Consider the following 19596-nt stretch of genomic DNA (forward strand, 5'->3'; position numbering starts at 1 on the left):
GTGGTATTAGTAGTTATCAAATTTCAAACGGTAATTTCATCAAAAACAATGATGTTTTACATGAGGGAGCTAGTCCTTGTTATATTGGAGTTGATGAAAAAAAACAATTACTATATTCTGCCAACTATCACAAAGGTGAGATCCTGGTTTATCGCATTAACCACGACCATACATTAACTCAAACCGACAATGTCGTTGTTAGTGGTCATGGCCCACGTGAGGAACAAGACAGTGCACGCATTCACTTTACTGATCTCACCCCTGATGGCCGCTTGGTTGCGGTTGATCTTGGCAGTGATAAGATCTACGTTTATGATGTGACTGACGCTGGCAAGCTTAATGAAATCAGTGTTTTATCAACAAAAGCAGGTTATGGACCACGTCATTTGACTTTTTCACCAGATGGTAATTTCGCATATTTAGCTGGAGAATTATCTAGCCAGATCAGTACTTTAAAATATGACTCAATGACTGGTTCATTTGAAATATTACAAACTTTAAAAACGATCCCTGCGAATTGGACAAAACACAATGGCGCCGCTGCCATCAAAAGTTCTAGCGACGGCAATTACATCTATGTCTCTAATCGTGGTTATAACTCTTTGGCAGTATTTAAGGTTCAAGCTGACCATCAACTTCAGCTGATCCAACAAATTTCAACTGAAGGCGACTTTCCACGTGACTTTGCATTAGACCCAAGCGAAAAGTTTATCGTATGTGCTAATCAAAATACTGACAACGTAACGCTGTATTCGCGTGACAACCAAACTGGGCGGCTAACATGCCTACAAAAAGACGTTACTGTTCCTGAAGGAGTTTGCGTTTGTTTTACTGATTTGGCATAATTGTTAAAGCTATTAAACTTGGAGATGAATCATTTGTTATTAAAAGAAGCATGTCTTGAAAATTTCACAGACATTCCTGCGGCCAGCCATAATGGCGCAGCTCGTATTGAATTATGTGATAACCTCGCCATTAGTGGAACAACTCCGAGCAAAGGAGTTATTGCCGAAGCTGCCAAATACTGCCATGAACAAAATATCCCATTGATTGTTTTGATCCGTCCACGTAAAGGTAACTATGTTTACAGTGACACAGAGATAAAAATCATGGAAGCAGATATTTTTGAGGCCCAAGCTCTAGGTGCTGACGGGATCTCTTTTGGTGCTTTGACGCCAGATAATGATCTTGACCAAGAAGCAATGAAACAACTAGGTGCAGCCGCGGGAGGAATGCAGTTGGTAATGCATATGGCTTTTGATGAAATGAACTTTGAGCAACAAAAAAAAGCCATTGATTGGGCAGTCGACCAAGGTTACGAACGGATCTTAACGCATGGTGGACCGTTATCAAGTTCACTTGAAAAAACATCTGGCCATATCAAGGAATTACTCTCGTACGCAAGTGGCCGTGTCACTATTTTACCTGGTGGTGACATTACTGCAGAAAATTGCGACGCGATCGCAAAAGACTTGGGAGTTACTCAGGTACATGGCTCGAAGATCGTTCCTTTAGATTTCGTTCAAAAATAGAACCACTTATTTTATCTAGTGGATCTAAATAAGAGTTGGAACATAACTAGCTATGCGATTCAAAAAGGGCCGACGATTTAAACCATTCAATGGGATAAATCGTCGGCCCTTAAACGTGTTCCAAAAGATTGAAGCATCTTTTGTTGCACACTCTAAACTTATTCTTAATTATTTTGCTCCAACAGATCGTACAAATCGTTTAAAAGCTGCTTGTCCTTTTTCTTCGCGTTTAAAAACACCTGCGTCTTCCAAAACACGTGCAAAAACCTTACCTACTTCTTTTTGCACGATATCGTCAACATTATCGACATTCAAATCAGCGTGATCCTTTTTGATTTGTTGTGCCCATGGTAAATGATAATCAGCAATTTCATTTTGTTGGCCAAGCAAATACTTAGCAACCTCTTTCAATTCTTTCTTTAAACGTGGTGGCAGTATGGCTAGACCCATTACTTCGATCAGTCCGATATTTTCTTGTTTGATATGTTGTACATCTGGGTGCGGGTGAAAGATACCATCTGGGTATTGTTTTGATGTTTGGTTATCACGTAACACCAGATCTAACTCAAGTTGTCCATCACGCAAACGTGCAATAGGAGTGATCGTATGGTGTGGCTCGCCATTCGTTTCTGCTCGTACATTTACACTTTCATCACTATAGTTTCGCCATTTTTTCAAAATTTTATTAGCCAACTGTGTTAATTGCGCTTTAGAATCACCACGTAAACGAATCACTGACATCGGCCATTTAACGATCCCGGCTGTGATACCTTCAAAGCCGCTAAATTCTAGTGACGTTTCAATTGGCGCTTCTTCCATGGCAAATACATGCCGTCCGCCTTGATAGTGTTCATGTGTCAAGATCGAACCGCCCACGATCGGTAAATCGGCATTACTCCCCACAAAATAACCAGGAAACTTCTCAATGATCGTTAATAAACGAGTGAAAGTATCTTGGTCGATCTGCATTTCGTGATGTTTAGTATCTAAGAAAATGCAGTGTTCTCCAAAATATGCGTATGGTGAATACTGAAATCCCCACTGCTCATCACCGATATTAAACCGGATCACACGGTGATTGCTACGTGCCGGATAACCGATCCGACCTAAATAACCTTCGTTTTCCAAGCACAGCTGACACAGTGGATAATCAGTTGATTTTTGCTTTTTGGCAAGTGCGATCTGCTTCGGATCTTTTTCTGGTTTAGATAGGTTGATCGTAATTTCTAAATCGCCGTAGTCTGTCTTAGCCGGAAAATAAATATTTTTTGCGATCGAACGTGTCTTGATATAATCACTGCGCCGACTGAGAGTATAAAAATCTGTGATTGCTTTTTGTGGATCATCATTTTGATAAGTTCGCCAAAATTTTTGATTGACCTGACTCGGACGTGGAACGATCAGCTCCATTAACTGTGCTCCCAAAATATCTTTTTCATCATGGGTCTGTCCACACCGGCCATTTTTTTGCGCTTGCTTGATCAATTCATCTTTTAGATCCAATAATTCTGTCTGAGCTGTAGTGGCATCTAGAGTTTCATCACCCACTAATCTTAATACGTAGTTTCTTAAATAGATCTGGTCTTCTGCTTGAAAATAACTATTTCCTATAACTTGCTTTACAAAGGCAGCTACCAATTTTTGTTCAGTCAATTTGTTCACCTACTCTTTTGATCCTATTCTCCCTTAACTAGTCGATTTTATAAAACCTTCGTCCCATCGGAAATTTCCGCTTCATAAAATGAAGGAGCATATCCGATCACTTCAGTATATCTAGCACCAACTTCTTTTTCAAAGTCTGCCACCTTGTCTTTAGCAACTAAAGCGATCGCACAGCCACCAAAACCGGCCCCAGTCATCCGTGCACCTAAAACGCCCGGTTGCTTCCATGCAGTGTGGACTAGAGTATCCAATTCTTTACCAGTCACTTCATAATCATGTTGAAGTGATACATGAGAAGCATTGACCAAACGACCAAACTCTTCTAATTTACCGTCTTGTAACAATTTTTCTGCACGTAAAGTCCGTTCATTTTCTAAAACCGCGTGACGTGCACGTTTGAAACGATCTTCGTCATCGATCAAATAAGAATATTCATCAAAGGTAGCGGCATCCAATTCACCTAAGGATGAAATATCAAGCCTGGTTTGTAATTCACTCAAGGCTTTTTCACATTCTGCCCGCCGTTCATTATATTTGGAATCGGCTAATTCACGACGTTTATTTGTATTCATAATAATGATCACGTCGCCTTTTAAGTCAAGTGGTGCAACTTTATAATCCAATGTATTAGTATCTAAGAGTAAGGCATGATCTTTTTGTCCCATACCAACAGCGAATTGGTCCATGATACCAGAGTTAACACCAATAAACTCATTTTCCGTTTTCATACCCAGTTTAATGAGATCAAGCCGCTTAATGTTTAAATCAAATTGATCATCAACGATCAAGCCAATCAACATTTCTAAGGCAGCCGAAGAAGATAAACCTGAACCATTTGGAATATTTCCGTTGATATAAATATCTAACCCGTTATCAATTTTATAACCAGCTGCTTGAATAAATTTAATCATTCCTTTGGCATAATTCGCCCAAGAATCAGCTTCTACATATTCTAAAGAATCTAAATCAGCTTCAATAACACCCAATTCAGTAAAATTACCTGAATAAAAATGTAGTTTACGGTCAGAACGCTTAGCAGCAGCACCCCAGATCCCCAGCGAGATCGCGCAAGGGAAAACATGACCACCATTATAATCAGTGTGTTCGCCAATCAAATTGATCCGACCAGGCGAAAAATATTCGGCACTCGGTTGAGTTGTATAAATTTTAGTAAATGCAGTGATGAGTTCTTGTTTATCCATTTAATAGACCCTCCCAGAATTTTAGGTAAACGCTTCGATATTTTTATTGTAGCCTATTTTAGTAAATACATCAATATTTTACTAATTTATTTACTTAATTATTTACTATGGTAAAATATAATTATACTAGAAGAAAGGATGTGCACGAATTGGCAACTATTAAAGACATCGCTGACTTAGCCGCAGTTTCTCCCGCAACTGTCTCACGCGTCTTAAATCATGATCAAAGCATGTCAGTTAGCAGCGAGACAAAAGAACGGATCTTTAACGCTGCACATCAATTAAATTACACCAAAAGTCATTCACACACGCAAAAAAAGGGCACTAAAAAAACGATTGCGATCATTGAATGGTACACAGAACAACAAGAATTAAATGATCTTTATTACTTTTCCTTACGTGAAGGGATCGAAGAGAAAGCTCAGGCTTTGGGCTACAATATTCAACGTCTTTTTCACACTGATCCAATAGAAAAAGCGGCTGCTTGCAGCGGGATCCTTGCACTCGGAAAATTTAGTGATCAGCAGATCAAACAACTCGGCCAACTATCAAAATATATTGTTTTCGTTGATTGCGATACCCTAGGCCAAGGATATAGTTGTGTCGTACCTGACTTTGATAACGGTGTAGCCGCCGTTTTGTATCAATTTGAACAAAAAGGCCTCAAAAAAATAGGTATGTTAGCTGGTGAAGAACATACCTCAGATCAAGAAAAAAGCTTACTTGATCCACGTTTTTTAGCTTTTAAAAAGCAATTAACTGACCAGAACAAATATGACCGACGCTTTGTTTACGTTGGTGATTTCACTTTAGACTCAGGTTACAAAATGATGCAACAGGCACTCACTGATTTAGCTGGGGATTTACCAGAAGCCTTTTTTATAGCCAATGATTCGCTAGCTGTCGGTGCTTTACGTGCTTTGCAAGAAAAAAATATTCAAATCCCAAAACAAATCAGCATTATTTCCTTCAATGATTCTTCTTTAGCAGATTTCGTTTATCCCAAGCTTAGTAGTGTTCATGTTCCTACTACACAGATGGGAGCAACTGCTGTTGAATTACTTGATTCCAAATTAACTTCTAAAACTAATGAAAACGAACCACGTAAAGTAACTCACGGAGTCCGACTTGTCTTACGTGACAGTTCACTAAACTAACATAATAAGCAACTATATTCATGCAAAAAAGAGCAGGAGCATAACTAGCTGTGTAATTCTAAAAAGGGCCGTCGATCTAACCAGTAAATGGGTTAAATCGACGGCCTTTAAACATGTTCCAAAAAATTGAAGCCCTACGATAACGACATACTCACGTTGTTTTTTCTTTGCTACGACCCAAAATAATGCGGTCATCGTTACAAAGCATCTTCAAAACATCTTTTGTCACACTTACTTTTCAAGTATTTAAGAAAAAATTTAAAAATTGATTTGCAATATTAAAATAGATCAACACCGATGTCAGATCACTTAAAGTTGAAATAAATGGGCCCGAAGCAACTGCTGGGTCGACCCCGATCTTATCCATAACTAGCGGTATAATACTCCCAGCAACAGTCGCAACGGTAATTGCCGTAGCCATCGAGATACCGATCACGAAACCAAGGATAAAATTATGCTTCCAGATCCCCACTAACAATAAGATCGCTAACCCCGTCACTAATCCAGCAAACAAACCCGTAGCCAACTCACTTAAAATAGTTTTAATTCCTGAACGTCGGTCTTCTTCACTATTAGACAAACCACGAATAGCAACAGCCAAGCTTTGTGTCCCCGCATTACCAGCAGTGCCAGTGATCAAAGAAACAAACACAGCTAAAATACTAGCCTGAGAAATCAAAGCTTCATAGTGGTCGATCAAAGTGGTCGTGGACATTCCCATTATTAGTAAGATGATCAACCACGGCAAACGCTTCAATGAAGCTTGAAGAGGATTTTCCGGAGTTTCTTGTGTATCAACACCAGCCAAACCAGAATATTCGCCAGCGTTTTCTTCATCAATAACATCAATAACATCATCAACGTTGATGATCCCTACTAATTTATTAGCATAATCAATAACTGGTAAAGCCACGAAATTATAATCACGCACTTTTTGTGCAACTTCAGCTTGGTCTTCATCAACTGGCACCGAGATCACCGAGTCTGTCATGATATCTGTGATACGAGTTTCTTCTGGATTAGTTAATAAATCACGCAAAGTCACAACACCGATCAGTTCATTATCATCACTAACGACATATGCATAATAAATCAATTCAGCATCAGCCGCTTCAGCTCGAATATCTTGAATTGCCGAACTAATATCTTGGTCAGCAAAGATATCAACATATTCAGTTGTCATCAAAGCACCGGCCGTCTTATCTTCATAATGTAATAATTCACGGATCTCTGCCGAACGCTCTTCCGGTAAAGCTAATAAATAATGGGTCAAATCTTTATTTTGTGCATAGGCTAAGATATCAACAGCATTATCGGTATACATTTCGTCAATTACCTTGGCCGCGTACTGAACTGGCATTTCTTTAAAATATTTGACTACATCTTCTGGTTCTTCTTCAATAGCATCAAACATATCCCCAACTTCATTCGCACTTAAATAACGATAAACTCTGCCGCGTAAAGTCTGATCTAAGTCCGAAAAAATTTGAGCCTGTTCATGGACGTGCAGATCAAGATATTCGCGTCGGAATAACTTAGCCTTTTGCTCAGTCAATAATTGTACGATTTTTTCATTTTTATTCGAATTTTCCACTGTTTTATCGGACATTTTTCGTACCTCTTCTAAATGTTCTTCGTATAATCAGACATATCTACGGCTAATGGTGCAATAAAAGTCATACTTTTTTTCGTTAATGGATGTTTAAATCTTAACTGATAACAATGCAAAGCTTGACGAGTCAAGCCAATACTCAAATCACCACCATACATTGTATCACCCAATAATGGATGTCCTATGCTAGCGCAATGCACTCTAATTTGATGCGTGCGTCCTGTTAGCGGTTGGACTAAGAGTAAAGAACCAAGCACACCACTTTTTAAACATTTAAAATGAGTACTAGCTTCTTGTCCATTAACATCAACTTGACGTTTAAATAAACTATCAGGTGCTCGGCCGATCGAAGTTTTGATGTCAAATTCACTTTGCTTTGCAAAACAGCCAGTCGCTAAGGCTAAATATTGTTTGTGGATCTCATGTTGTTGCATCTGAACGTCTAATAAAGCATGCGCATATCGGTGTTTAGCAAATAAGACTAATCCACTAGTATCACGATCCAAGCGCGAGACAATATGAGGAACGAGTCCCTGATAATTTCTGACTTCATAATAACCACAAACTCGGTTAACTAAAGAGTCATCACGATATAGCTGCGATGGTACCGAAGTCAAATGCGGTGGTTTATTGACTACCAACAAATCACGGTCTTCATACAAGACATCAATGGGAACATAAGAAGGAACAAGAGCTGTTTTTCGCCCATGTTCAGCTGGCAAAATTAATGTGACGATCTGTTGCTTATTGATCTTGTCAACAGTCCGTCCTTCTTTCCCATCGACTAAAATCTGCCCACCTTCATGACGAATTTTAGCTAACAAACGACGCGAGACATGCTGCTGTTTTAAAAATGATCGGAGCTTGATCGGAGATTCACCCAAATACCGCCACTCAAATTTCATTCTCGTCACCAATAAAGGAATCTTTGACCCGGTTCCAGAAACCATTATGCCGATATTTGGCAAAATTAACCTTTTTTTTAGATACCTTATAAGTCACTTGAGCAATATCAGTTGTATGATAATAACGCGAATCAACGGTCAATAAAAAGTCTTCATCACAAATCGAATCAACGGGACGAATAGTGACCCAATCGTTTGGACTAATGATCAACGGTGAGCTGATAGTCCGAAAGACTCGGTTATTGATCGAACCGATCTCAGTCAATTGTAAAACTGGCATATCAGGATGAACCACTGCCCCGCCTAAAGATTTACTATAACCAGTCGATCCTGTGGGAGTAGCTACGCAAAGGCCATCTCCTCGAAAACGTTCAAACAGATCTCCACCGATATAGACGTCAGATGTCATAGTTGGTCCTACCCGCCGCAATGAAGATTCATTGAGCGCCAAAAACTGGTAAAAATCCCCATTTTTTCTAGTTTTAACATTCACATCCAATAAAGGATAAGAGACTGATTGACGATTATCTGACTGTAAACTCACGACCAAGTCATCAATTTCATCTTCCCGCCAATCCGTATAAAAACCTAAATGTCCAGTATGAACACCCACAAAACGGATATGATCTAACTGATCTTGATATTGATGAAAAGCAGAAAGCAACGTTCCATCTCCACCGACAGTTATTACGATCTCGGGATTTTTGGAATCAAAAGTAAAATGTCTATCAGCTAACTTTTTAAGTAGTTGTTGTTTGATTGATAAGGATTTTTCTGAATCATTTGCAAAAATCTCGATTTTCATAACTTTCCTCTTTTTATTTACTTAATTTACTGCTTTACATAAAAAACCATTAGTAGCGTGCCTTCATTCACTTATTTAGTGTACCACAGTTATGAAATCATTTGAATTTTCACCGACCGTTAGAATTTTTATTTTTAAATCTTCGAATATATTACCATCTTGATCTCGATAAGTCATATTCTAAAATGTAAAAGCACATTTTTTGCTTGAGTTAATTTTTTTTGTTAATCTATGGGCCAGTTGATCAACAAGTTTCGGTATTTTAGAGTTTGCATTCTATTTTTCAGAAAGATACCAAAAAGTTGTGTGTTTTGCTTTAAATTTACACATATTTTAATTATAATAGGTTGGGTTTTGCGAAAAAGCAAAATAAGACAAATAATTGCCCAGCTTATTTTTAAATTTATAGAAAAACGGGGTTTTAGATCCATATTTTACTCAAAATGTTTGTAATAAACACATTTATTGCAAATAAAAATAAGTCTGGTAAAGTGAAAATAACATCTGATAAAAAGACAGTTAGTTCTTGGAGGAAACAATTGTGTTAGAAATGTATTTATTTATTAACCCGATCGGCAGTATTTGTTATCATGCCGAACAAAACATCCTAGATTTGATCAATGGAGCTAAAGAGGATATTCGCTTCCGTTTCATCCCTTTGCTGAATATGAATAGTGTCCAAGACGTAATGGAGCTAAACGAAAAATCACAAAATAATTTGGCAGCTCGCAACAAATTAGTCACAGATATTTACCACGCATCGTTAGATTTTAAAGCTGCCCTATTTCAAGGCAAAAAACGCGGGCGTAGGTTCTTGTTAAATATCCAAAAACAAATGGAAGATTCTAAAAATCGCTATACCGATGAAATAGCAATACAAGCAGCGATGGAAAGCGGTTTGGATGAAGAGATGTTCATACATGATCGAAATTCTGAATTTACCGCCAAGTCATTCATGCAAGACCAAAAAACAGCGGCCGAAATGAATGTTGAACATCACCCAACAGTAGTTTTGTTTAACGTTGAAGGTTACGATTGTGGTATCGCAATGGACGCGTGCAAATCATATCATGTCTTACAAGAAATATTTGCTGGCGAAAAACCGAAAGATTTAGTTGAAAAAGATTGTGGTTGTCAATCGCAAATGAATTCATTTTTAAAATCTAATCGGACTCCACTAAAGATTCAAATTGATAGCAATAATTATTAGTATTATTTAAAAAGTGGAGCAAAAATGTTTTGAACACGTTTAAGGGCCATCGAATTAACCCATTTAATGGGATATAATTCGATGGCCCTTTTAGAGTTGCACAGCTAGTTGTGTCCCGACTCTTTTTATTTTTATCACTAGTTAACTAATATTTTTTCTAATTCTTTTAACCGTTGTTCGAATATTGCAAAAGCACTTTCTAAATATTCGACTTGTGTCATATCGACCCCGGCATTTTTCATGATATTGACCGAATAATCAGAACTGCCTGAACGCAAATAGTTTAGGTAAGCTGTTGTATCCTCAGGTCGGTCATCTAAAATATTATTGGACAATGTCGTCGCCGCAGCAAATCCTGTCGCATACTGATATACATAAAAATCATAATAAAAATGCGGGATCCTCGCCCATTCGTCGGCAATTTGTGGTGTACTACCAACTTCTTGACCATAGTATTTTTGATTGATCTTTAAATACTTTGCTGACAACTCATCAGCTGTCAACGGTTGGCCGGCTGCGTCTTTTTCATGTAACCACTGTTCAAATTCAGCAAATTGCGTTTGGCGGTATACTGTCCCCTTAAAACCATCGAGGTAATAGTTCAACACATATGCCCTAACTACAGGATCAGTTTCATGCTCCAATAAATAAGCTGTCAACAAATTTTCATTCGTTGTCGAGGCTATTTCAGCCACAAAAATCGAATAATCACCATACTGATATGGCTGATTTTGCTTAGTTAACTGACTATGTATACTATGTCCCATTTCGTGGACCAAAGTATACAAACTATCCAAATCATCATTCCAATTCAATAAAATATAGGGGGGTGTATCGTAACTTCCTCCCGAATATGCTCCGCCACGTTTTCCCTTATTAGCCACAACATCGATGTAACGATTATCGAACATTTCCTGTACTTTAGCTACATAATCTGAGCCTAAAACAGATAATGCCTTTAAAGCAATTTTCTTCCCTTCTTCAAAGGTATAGTTCAACTCAGGTTTGCCAGTCAAAGGAGTATACAGGTCATACATACTTAGATCTGGCAGCTGCAATATCTTTTGCCGCAATTTAACATAACGCTGTAATAGATCAAGATGCTGATGTACCGTATCTACTAAGTTATCATATACACTTTCTGGGATATTATTTTTATTTAAGGCTGCCTGACGAGCACTAGCATAATTTCTAGTCTTAGCAGAAAAATTTTGAATATGCACATGTGAACCAAGTGTTTTGGCAAAAGTACGTAAAAATTGATGGTAAACAGTGTATAGTTTGTTAAATGCCTGCTCACGTACATCCCGATCAACAGACTGGATCAGCTGGCTGTATGTACTATCAGTCAATTCTACCTGATCACCTTTTTCATCGGTCACATCTTCAAATTCCAGATCCGCATCATCTAAGATGGAAAAAATGTCTTCTGGTGCTTCAAAGATATCTCCCATCGAAGCTAAAAGTTTTTCTTCCACTGAGCTTAAGGTGTGATCAGCAAACCGCAAAATATCTGTCAACATATGTGAATATTCTTTTAACTTCGGTTCTTGTATAAGATAATTGGCAACTTTTTTTTGACCTAGATCCATTAATTCCGGATCAAACCAGGACATCTCCCCCTCAAGTTGGGCCACCATTGCTTGCGTCCTTGAAAACATTCCCTGGTATCGTGAATTTGTCGTATCCTGATCATTTTTCATACTAGCATAAACATAAACTTTTTCCGTTTGCCGGTAAATATCTAGTAATACCTGAACTGCTGCTAATAATTTTTTTGGTCCTTGCTTTAGCGTTCCTTGATACTTTTTAAAACTATGTGCTTGGCCTTGCAAAGATTTAAAAGCTTCCTCAAATTCCTGATCAGTTTTAAACACAATACTTAAATCCCAAGTTAATTCAGCTGGAACTTCACTTCTTTTCAAAACTTTCTTAACTTCAGACATAATTTATTACCTCCCTTTATAAAACAACCTAGAAACTCTATCTAAAAAGCAATCTACCCTTTTAAAATAAAGTACATTTTTTGTCCACAGTGTCATATTCATTGAAGTTTATTGTAGCGATAATCAGTAGTAAAATCAATTTTTGCCAGTTGTTTTTGAAAGCTTTCCCATTCTCTACGCGTGATTCGATCAAGCGAAACAAAGGGGAAAACGAATAGATTATGGTGATTTAAGGCTTGTAAAGGTGAAAGTGTTCGTTTTGTTTTCAGTAATGCAAGATAACACTTAACCTTCCAAATAAAAGCAGAACGACGATATATAGGGGGAAAATAGGTGGAAGTAAGTACACTTTCAACCACTTCAATAAATGAAAGGTGGTTTTCGTAACATAAGTTTTGTATTTGATATATTTGACGGTCATAATTATGCATCTTTTTCACAATATTCGCTCGTTGTCTTCGCTTTTCTAGATCAGTTAATACAAAGTAGTCGATATGATGATCTGTGTGTAAGAAATGTGTTAATTCGGTCATATCGATCGCAAAAAAGCGCAGATATTTCACTGGCAAAAGATCCGCCATTTGTATTCCATACAAAACTTCGAAACGCTGATAAACAGTATCTAAGAAAATCAAATAAAATCCCAAATTTTTATGCCAACGAATAAATTGAGCCGTTTGCTGAGTTAACTTGTATTGTGGATAATGTCGTCGACCTAAGATCCAGAGATATTTAAAACCGTGCCTTTGATAACCATAAGAACGTTGAACCATTTCGTTTAGACTCAAGGGGGCACACTGAAATTCAAGTGCTAATTGATAGTTCTCAAAGTGGCATAAAACGTCTGGTCGTTGTTTTAAATTTTCTTGATACGCTTCAAGTTCAACTTGACAGTGAAATTGTTGACACCAGTTTGCAAGCAATTCTTTTCCTGACAAGTGCTCTGTCGTTTCTCCTTCACTAAAAGCGATGCATCCTCTTTTTTTATGAGCAAAATGTGCTGCCTTTAAAGTCCCTCGTTTAACAATTACAGACTGTAAACAACTGGTACAAAAATAAGTGCTGCCCCGTTTTGCATTTCTTGCATTAATATATATTCCTTGCTCATTTTTAGCATAAAGCATACTTGCACCTCCCTATAGGAAAGTACGCAAAAAAAGCAAAAACAAACTTTTAAAGTACCAATAAATTAAAAATACTTATCAGTACCGTTAAAAAGTTGTTTTTGCTAAAATATTCTTTAACTACTTGAAATAGCTGAGAGCCCAGTGAAAAGCATTATTTTCCACGATAACATGACCTCTCTCACGCAATAGCGCTGAGCCAAATGAGACTGGTTGCCCATATTCATACATATTACTCATAAAGTCTTTGATCCGCTCGACCGAAACCTCATGCACATCAAAAGTTAAATCTAGATAATAAGTTGACTTGTATACATAAAGACTAGCCGTAACATCAGTATCACCGATAGTTTTAACTAACTCGATAAAATCTTCAAAATCTGAAAATCCTACTAAGTAGTGCTTAACTGAAACCTGATCATTTTGTTGGGCATGTCCGTCAGATGACTGTAAATTAGTTTTTCTTTCATCACGGTAGTTTGAAATATGATTTTGGATATAATCAGCTACATCATCGTTAACACCAAAACTATTCATATTCAACTGATCTAAAGTCTTTTTGATTTCATCCGTTGATGCATCATTAGTGTGATCATCTGCTGGATTATATGGCATTTTGTCCATATTATTAGGATCAACTTTAGAAATAAACAACTCTAAGCCATTCCGATTAGGAAGGACCTGAAAAGTAACTGCATCGATATTTCTAAATTCATGATCAACGTCTACTTCGTCCAAAATACTATAAAAGAAGCTTTCGATTTCACTTTGGCTCCCTAACAGATCAAGGACAGTAACACCACGGTCCGCCAAATCCTGATTTTCTAAAAGAACGCGGATCGTGTTGTCATTAATTTTTTCCATTTCCATCTGTGGTCGCCCCACCTTTCAATAACTATTAATTTCTACTTTCACATTTAGATTGATTGTACCACTGATTTGCCTAAAAATACACCGTCTAGCCTAGAATAGTCGCTGATACATTGACTTCTTTTAAACTTTTTTAAAGAAAAAATAGCTTCAAAAAGACAACCATTTTAAATCTTGTACTATTTTTTAAATGATGATCATAACCGCAAAAAACCGCCTGCAAGCGCAGACGGTTTAGTTTTTCAATGTTAGAATCCAGCCAAAGCCTGAGCTTCTTTTAATTCCATTGCACGTACATCGCGCGGTAAGAATCGGCGGATTTCGTCTTCATTATAACCAACCTGAAGACGTTTATCATCCATAATAATTGGCCGACGCAAGAGACCAGGATTTTTACGGATCAAATCAAATAATTCTTTTAAAGGTAATTCATCTAAGTCTACATTAAGACTTTGATAAACCTTAGAACGCTTAGAAATAATTTCTTCAGTTCCATCTTCAGTCATTTGAAGAATCTGTTTAATTTCATTAACGCTGAGCGGTTCTGAAAAGATGTTACGTTCCTTAAAAGGAATATTCTGTTCTGTTAACCATGCGCGAGCTTTCCGACATGAGGTGCAACTTGGTGACGTATATAATGTAACCATGTAAATCGCTCCTTTAATAGTTAAACCATTTTCAAACAACATATTCTCTACACTGTTTATTATACACTAATTCATCAAAATTAAAACCTTATTTTGAAATATTTTTGTAAAAATGTTTCTTTTTATTTAGAATTACTCTAAAAGAAGTTAGATTTGCTTTTATTCACGTAACATTATTTTAATTAGATAACTTTTATATAACTCTAATCATTACTGCTTTCTAATAGATATAAGTTTTGTATATTTATATGTCACAAAACTTAAGTTTTTATTCTTATCCTTTAAATAATTGTTGTTTATGAGGAAAAAATTCATTGAAAAACAAACATCATTTTTTTAAATATCTTTTTAAATACTAGCAGCAAACTTTTTAGCCGTATCATAACTCTACAATGTCTAATCAACGGTAAACAGTACTTATTTATTAAAAAAGATCGCTAGATAATAAAATGAAAATTTAGATGAACCGTCGTCAGAAAAAAATGGTTCATGGATGAGATTCAAATTTTACATCACGTGAAAGAAATTGTGTCTTTTATCGTTAGACACCCCACGATCAAGACAGTTGGAAGCCATCTTCATTAACCTTAAACTTTTCTTGAAACGCCCACTTTATAATTTACCTCGCTGAATTTTTATTGGATACCGTTATGCTTGATACTTTCTGTGACCATACTGCCTAACTTGTCAAATACTGCTTCGCATTTTCCCATTGATCGACTGCCCTGACCGATCCTTTTTTATATTGGTCACAGACTTTACGGTATTAACGACATAGTATTGAATCACCAATGATGCACCATAGATCTGCCTTTTGCTTAACGACTAAAGGTTGAAAGCACAGATCTACACCTGCATTATGTTTATTTAAATAAATTTAATTTTTCTTATTAAAGCGAGACAATTGTCCTCGGAATTCCTCGGAATATTGAGAAACATCTTCAAAATGATCATTGACCTGATAATCAGCTTTTTCACCGTGCAAGCTAAAATCTAAACCCGTATTTTCATCTTCTGTTGAAACACGCATTGGCACAAACTGTTTCAAAATTATAATGATCAAAGTAACCATCACAGCAGCAAAAAATATACTTATAGTCATTCCTAACAATTGAATACCGATCAGTTTGAAACCACCACCATAAAAGATTCCATTAGTAGTAACATCTGTATTGACTGTGTGGCTAGCAAAAGCACCTACCAAGACTGAGCCAACGATTCCCGACATACCATGACAGCCAAAAACATCTAAGGGATCGTCAAATTTCAAATGAGGTTTAATATTATTTACGAAAAAGTAACTGCTTATAGCACATATTACCCCAATAAAAAAAGCGCCTGCATTAGTTACATATCCAGTCCCAGGTGTGATTCCAACTAGTCCACACAGTGCACCAGTACACACCCCGACCAGAGTGGGTTTTCCTTTCAAAAATATTTCCAATAACATCCAGGTCAGCATCGCTGCAGAGGTTGCCACCGTAGTAGTCAAAAATGCATTTAACGCTACAGAATTGATTCCGAAAGCTGATCCGGCATTAAATCCATACCAACCGATCCACAAAATAGCTGTTCCTAATAAGACCCAAGATAAATTGTAGTGTTCACCGCTTCTTTTTAATCGAGGTCCAAGAAAAATAGATAGCAACAAAGCCGTTATACCCGCATTGATATGAACCACAGTCCCCCCTGCAAAGTCTAATACTCCCAATGAAGCTAGTAGCCCATCAGGTGTCCAAACCATATGTACCATTGGATAATAGATTAATAAACTCCAAAAAATGACAAAATACATCAAAAAATTAAATCTCATCCGGCCGACGATCGAGCCAACAAATAATGCAGGCGTTATGATCGCAAACATCATTTCAAATGCCAAAAAAGCAGCATGAGATAGGCCCATTTCTGGATTTTCAATCGAATTTAAGTCAAAACCATTTAAAAAGAAATGTGAAATTTGTCCTATTATTCCTCCTACATCGGGACCAAAGGATAATTCATAACCGATTGCGATAAAGAGTACTACTGATAGACCACACAAAATGAAAACCGACAGCATTGTATTGACCACATTATCTTTTGAAACTAAGCCACCATAAAAGAAAGCTAAACCTGGCGTCATACTAAAAACTAAAATTGTCGCAAGAATTAAAAATGTTGTGTTTACCGCACTCATATGCATTCCTCCTTAAAATATGTTATAAATTCTAACATTAATTACAAGGCATGCAATGTTTTTCTTTTTAAAAAGTAAAAATAATAACTTTAAAAGTCATCTAATGTCATTTTTTATTACATTGGTGCAGAAAAAAAGTTTTAATTACACAAAAAGACTAAACGCTTTTAAAACGAATAGCCTTATAGATAGATTTTTTTATAATGTAGTAACTGTTTAGTTAGACAAGAAAAATAACATTATTTATAAAGTATTGTAGCATGAAAATCTGGTTATCCTCATAAACACAAGACTTATCACACATAGTCAAAGGGAAAAATAATCAATTTACCACTAAATTACTACTTATGAATGAGCTTTGATACGACGATCCCTCTAGATATGAAAAGAAAAATAATTTCTCAATCAATTATGATAGAATAGTGATATATTGAATACCAATGAAACCAATATAAACATACATTATGCGAACAAAATCAGAGGAGAGGAGTTTGTGATGAGAAATTTGAGTAACGATAAATTACCAAAACAAGCGATGCAAGCATTGAAAATCGTAGAGGAGTTGCTTGAAAGTTCAATAGTCGGAGTATATCTATTTGGCTCTGCAGTAAAAGGTGGTTTGCGCATTAACAGTGATATTGATGTCCTCGTTGTCGTAAACCAGCGATTATCTGAACCTACTCGAAAAAAACTTACAGAAAACTTAATGTCGGTATCGGGGAAAATAGGTGATGAAAAGGGGATGCGGTATCTTGAATTAACAGTTATTAATGAAGAGGATAGTGTACCTTGGCAGTATCCACCAAGGAGTGAATTTGTCTATGGTGAATGGCTTAGGTCTGAGTTTGAGAACGGTCAAATACCTGAACCAAATTTTGACCCTGACTTAGCTATTGTTTTAGCGCAAGCAAGAGAGCATAGCGTTTCACTATTTGGCACCAATCTGTCAACGATACTTGATCCCATCCCAATAACAGATATCAGAAAGGCAATTAAGCAATCTTTGCCAGAATTAATTGAGGGGATTAAGGGAGACGAACGTAATGTGATTTTAACCCTAGCTCGAATGTGGCAGACAATGGACATTGGTGAAATCAGCCCAAAAGATGTGGCTGCAGACTGGGCTCTCCCTAAGTTACCGAAGCAACAGGCAGAGGTGCTTGATATTGCTAGAAGAGCCTATCTTGGAAAGTACAATGATGATTGGGACGGAATGGAAGCCGAAATCATGTCATTGGTCAATCATATGAGGGGCAAAATAGAGTCATACTTTAACATTTATTAGCTATATTTATCTGCTTTATTTACAAACAGTACCAATTTTGTTTTATGACTTGAATTTACACTTTAAGTGCAACACTAAAACAAAATAAAGGACTTACAATAGAAATCCAAATATAATAAGTTTTTCCACAACTTAAAAAGAGAGGATTTCTACTATGAGTCACTATAAACAGCTCACTATAAATGAACACGAAATGATATTGGAGGCCTTGCTCAAAATAAAACCATCCGTGGAATAGCACGAAATTTAAACCGGGCTCCTTCTACAATTTTTCGTCAAATTAAACGACATAGAAATAAGAATACTGCAAAATACACGCCAGATAAAGCGCTGAATAGCTATAACCTTGCTAAAAGTAAATGCGGGCGCAAGGCAAGATTACAAGAGAATCCATCCTTGTTGCGAAAAATTAAACATCTTTTCTTAGATTGTCAGTGGTCACCAGAGGAAATTTCACAACGCTTAAGATTCGAAACTGGTAAGACGATCATCAGTTTTAGTACCATTTATCGTGGTATTTATGCAGGATTATTTAATGGGTCAGACTTAAGTCGTGGAAACCGTAGCGCTATTCGTAAACTGCGTCATCGGGGTAAAGCTTGTCATAGTAAGAATTATGTCGAGAAACGTGGAAAAATTTCAATCATTAATACTATTCACGAACGTCCTGAAGTTTCCAATAAAAGAACTGAACTTGTTCATTTTGAAGCTGATACTGTGGCAGGAAAAACAAGACAATCCTGCTTAGTAACACTAGTTGACCGCAAATCACGGTTTTTAATTACCAGTAAGGCAACTAAAAAAGCTCAGGACCGGTAACAACTGCATTGATTGCGATGTTTGAAAGTACCAACAAAAGTGATCTTAAAACTATTACACTAGATCGAGGCAAAGAGTTTTCAAAACGTGTCCAACTAGCAGATTTACTTGGCGTTCCATGGCAGTGTGGGTTAAATGAAAATACCAACGGGCTCTCACGTGAATACTCACCCAAAGGACAAAGCTTAGATGACAAGACAGATAATGAGATTCAGGAAATAGCCAGCAAACTAAATTTCCGTCCCACAAATTGTTTGGATTGGAAGACACCATATAAGGCTTATTTGGTAAAGCGTTGCATTTAATTTGACAATTCTAGAATCAAATCAAAAAAGCTGCCCTTTCCATTCAAGAACAAGCAGCTTACACGAGCTAAACCAATTACTTTTTAATTTTAATAATTTATTTCATCAGCACCACTTGATAAAGAACCTTATTTGTGGACAAAAGAAAAACGCCTATCTCTAGACGTTTACTCTTTATAAATTGTATCTAAGATACCGGTGATCGGGGTCGAACCGATACTCCCTTAACGGGAACTGGATTTTGAGTCCAGCGCGTCTGCCAATTCCGCCACACCGGCATATCAACATTAAAGAATTATACTACATGTTAGCGCCTAAAGCAACTAAAGGCGGTAACCG

At 36.9% G+C, this 19596-nt stretch carries 15 protein-coding genes, 1 tRNA gene and 1 pseudogene; 6 read left to right on the forward strand and 11 right to left on the reverse strand.

Annotated features, from left to right (window positions below; genetic code table 11):
- The coding region (locus LACPOB_RS11630; RefSeq protein ID WP_040532676.1) for a lactonase family protein at positions 1 to 845 on the forward strand (845 nt) is incomplete at its 5' end.
- 33 nt (positions 846 to 878) lie between these two features.
- Positions 879 to 1532 carry a copper homeostasis protein CutC gene (locus LACPOB_RS0102960; protein ID WP_026142720.1) on the forward strand — a complete coding sequence of 218 codons (654 nt, stop codon included), beginning with the start codon at positions 879 to 881 and terminating at the stop codon, positions 1530 to 1532.
- A 168-nt stretch (positions 1533 to 1700) separates the two neighbouring features.
- Here LACPOB_RS0102960 and galT read toward each other — a convergent pair whose 3' ends face one another.
- Together galT and LACPOB_RS0102970 are read right to left on the reverse strand one after the other, a co-directional pair.
- Positions 1701 to 3185, reverse strand: a complete 1485-nt coding sequence (gene galT / locus LACPOB_RS0102965) for a UDP-glucose--hexose-1-phosphate uridylyltransferase (protein ID WP_017867347.1) — start codon at positions 3183 to 3185, stop codon at positions 1701 to 1703.
- Between the two features lie 47 nt (positions 3186 to 3232).
- Entirely contained in the window at positions 3233 to 4396 is a 1164-nt protein-coding gene (locus LACPOB_RS0102970; protein WP_017867348.1) for a galactokinase, read from the reverse strand.
- A gap of 149 nt (positions 4397 to 4545) precedes the next feature.
- On the opposite strand from LACPOB_RS0102970, the gene LACPOB_RS0102975 reads away from it, so the two are divergent.
- A complete protein-coding gene (locus tag LACPOB_RS0102975; RefSeq protein WP_017867349.1) occupies positions 4546 to 5553 on the forward strand; it encodes a LacI family DNA-binding transcriptional regulator in 1008 nt (335 codons plus the stop codon).
- A 238-nt stretch (positions 5554 to 5791) separates the two neighbouring features.
- Here the strand turns inward: LACPOB_RS0102975 and mgtE are convergent, their stop codons facing one another.
- From mgtE to LACPOB_RS0102995, 3 genes are read right to left on the reverse strand one after another with little or no spacing between them, the layout of a single operon-like run.
- Entirely contained in the window at positions 5792 to 7162 is a 1371-nt protein-coding gene (gene mgtE, locus LACPOB_RS0102985; RefSeq protein ID WP_017867351.1) for a magnesium transporter, read from the reverse strand.
- A 14-nt stretch (positions 7163 to 7176) separates the two neighbouring features.
- The gene (locus LACPOB_RS0102990; protein ID WP_017867352.1) at positions 7177 to 8070 is read right to left on the reverse strand and encodes an RluA family pseudouridine synthase; all 894 of its coding nucleotides are present in this window, start codon (positions 8068 to 8070) and stop codon (positions 7177 to 7179) included.
- The gene (locus LACPOB_RS0102995) at positions 8060 to 8875 is read right to left on the reverse strand and encodes an NAD kinase (protein ID WP_017867353.1); all 816 of its coding nucleotides are present in this window, start codon (positions 8873 to 8875) and stop codon (positions 8060 to 8062) included. Before LACPOB_RS0102995 ends, LACPOB_RS0102990 begins: the two co-directional genes overlap by 11 nt.
- A 550-nt stretch (positions 8876 to 9425) precedes the next feature.
- On the opposite strand from LACPOB_RS0102995, the gene LACPOB_RS0103000 reads away from it, so the two are divergent.
- Positions 9426 to 10085, forward strand: a complete 660-nt coding sequence (locus tag LACPOB_RS0103000; RefSeq protein ID WP_225429661.1) for a DsbA family protein — start codon at positions 9426 to 9428, stop codon at positions 10083 to 10085.
- A gap of 137 nt (positions 10086 to 10222) precedes the next feature.
- Here the strand turns inward: LACPOB_RS0103000 and pepF are convergent, their stop codons facing one another.
- The 5 genes from pepF to LACPOB_RS0103025 all read right to left on the reverse strand — a co-directional run bounded on the left by pepF (position 10223) and on the right by LACPOB_RS0103025 (position 16848).
- Positions 10223 to 12031 carry an oligoendopeptidase F gene (gene pepF, locus LACPOB_RS0103005; protein WP_017867355.1) on the reverse strand — a complete coding sequence of 603 codons (1809 nt, stop codon included), beginning with the start codon at positions 12029 to 12031 and terminating at the stop codon, positions 10223 to 10225.
- A gap of 98 nt (positions 12032 to 12129) precedes the next feature.
- A complete protein-coding gene (locus LACPOB_RS12260) occupies positions 12130 to 13155 on the reverse strand; it encodes a competence protein CoiA (RefSeq protein WP_017867356.1) in 1026 nt (341 codons plus the stop codon).
- 120 nt (positions 13156 to 13275) lie between these two features.
- Positions 13276 to 14025: an adaptor protein MecA gene (locus LACPOB_RS0103015; RefSeq protein WP_017867357.1), complete on the reverse strand. Its 750-nt coding sequence runs from the start codon at positions 14023 to 14025 to the stop codon at positions 13276 to 13278.
- 248 nt (positions 14026 to 14273) lie between these two features.
- Positions 14274 to 14672 (reverse strand): transcriptional regulator SpxA, encoded by a 399-nt coding sequence (gene spxA / locus LACPOB_RS0103020; RefSeq protein WP_017867358.1) that lies wholly within the window; start codon positions 14670 to 14672, stop codon positions 14274 to 14276.
- A gap of 877 nt (positions 14673 to 15549) precedes the next feature.
- On the reverse strand, positions 15550 to 16848 hold the full coding sequence (locus tag LACPOB_RS0103025; RefSeq protein ID WP_017867359.1) for an ammonium transporter: 1299 nt from the start codon (positions 16846 to 16848) through the stop codon (positions 15550 to 15552).
- Positions 16849 to 17344: 496 nt separating this feature from the next.
- Between LACPOB_RS0103025 and ant(9) the strand changes: the two genes are divergently transcribed.
- Together ant(9) and LACPOB_RS13330 are read left to right on the forward strand one after the other, a co-directional pair.
- Entirely contained in the window at positions 17345 to 18133 is a 789-nt protein-coding gene (ant(9), locus tag LACPOB_RS0103030; RefSeq protein ID WP_026142721.1) for an aminoglycoside nucleotidyltransferase ANT(9), read from the forward strand.
- Between the two features lie 154 nt (positions 18134 to 18287).
- Positions 18288 to 19262: pseudogene (locus LACPOB_RS13330) on the forward strand (IS30 family transposase).
- Between the two features lie 188 nt (positions 19263 to 19450).
- Here LACPOB_RS13330 and LACPOB_RS0103040 read toward each other — a convergent pair.
- Positions 19451 to 19535, reverse strand: a tRNA-Leu gene (locus tag LACPOB_RS0103040).
- Positions 19536 to 19596: the final 61 nt, after the last annotated feature.

The sequence above is a fragment of the Ligilactobacillus pobuzihii E100301 = KCTC 13174 genome (genome assembly GCF_000349725.1).
Lineage (GTDB): Bacteria > Bacillota > Bacilli > Lactobacillales > Lactobacillaceae > Ligilactobacillus > Ligilactobacillus pobuzihii.

What these genes read in the sequence shown, in the direction of transcription:
- LACPOB_RS0102970 (WP_017867348.1), bottom strand. Translation starts at nt 4,396, where the DNA reads ATGGATAAACAAGAACTCATCACTGCATTTACTAAAATTTATACAACT.
- LACPOB_RS0102995 (WP_017867353.1), bottom strand. Translation starts at nt 8,875, where the DNA reads ATGAAAATCGAGATTTTTGCAAATGATTCAGAAAAATCCTTATCAATC.
- spxA (WP_017867358.1), bottom strand. Translation starts at nt 14,672, where the DNA reads ATGGTTACATTATATACGTCACCAAGTTGCACCTCATGTCGGAAAGCT.
- LACPOB_RS0103000 (WP_225429661.1), top strand. Translation starts at nt 9,426, where the DNA reads ATGTATTTATTTATTAACCCGATCGGCAGTATTTGTTATCATGCCGAA.
- LACPOB_RS0102990 (WP_017867352.1), bottom strand. Translation starts at nt 8,070, where the DNA reads ATGAAATTTGAGTGGCGGTATTTGGGTGAATCTCCGATCAAGCTCCGA.
- LACPOB_RS0103015 (WP_017867357.1), bottom strand. Translation starts at nt 14,025, where the DNA reads ATGGAAATGGAAAAAATTAATGACAACACGATCCGCGTTCTTTTAGAA.
- mgtE (WP_017867351.1), bottom strand. Translation starts at nt 7,162, where the DNA reads ATGTCCGATAAAACAGTGGAAAATTCGAATAAAAATGAAAAAATCGTA.
- pepF (WP_017867355.1), bottom strand. Translation starts at nt 12,031, where the DNA reads ATGTCTGAAGTTAAGAAAGTTTTGAAAAGAAGTGAAGTTCCAGCTGAA.
- LACPOB_RS0103025 (WP_017867359.1), bottom strand. Translation starts at nt 16,848, where the DNA reads ATGAGTGCGGTAAACACAACATTTTTAATTCTTGCGACAATTTTAGTT.
- LACPOB_RS12260 (WP_017867356.1), bottom strand. Translation starts at nt 13,155, where the DNA reads ATGCTTTATGCTAAAAATGAGCAAGGAATATATATTAATGCAAGAAAT.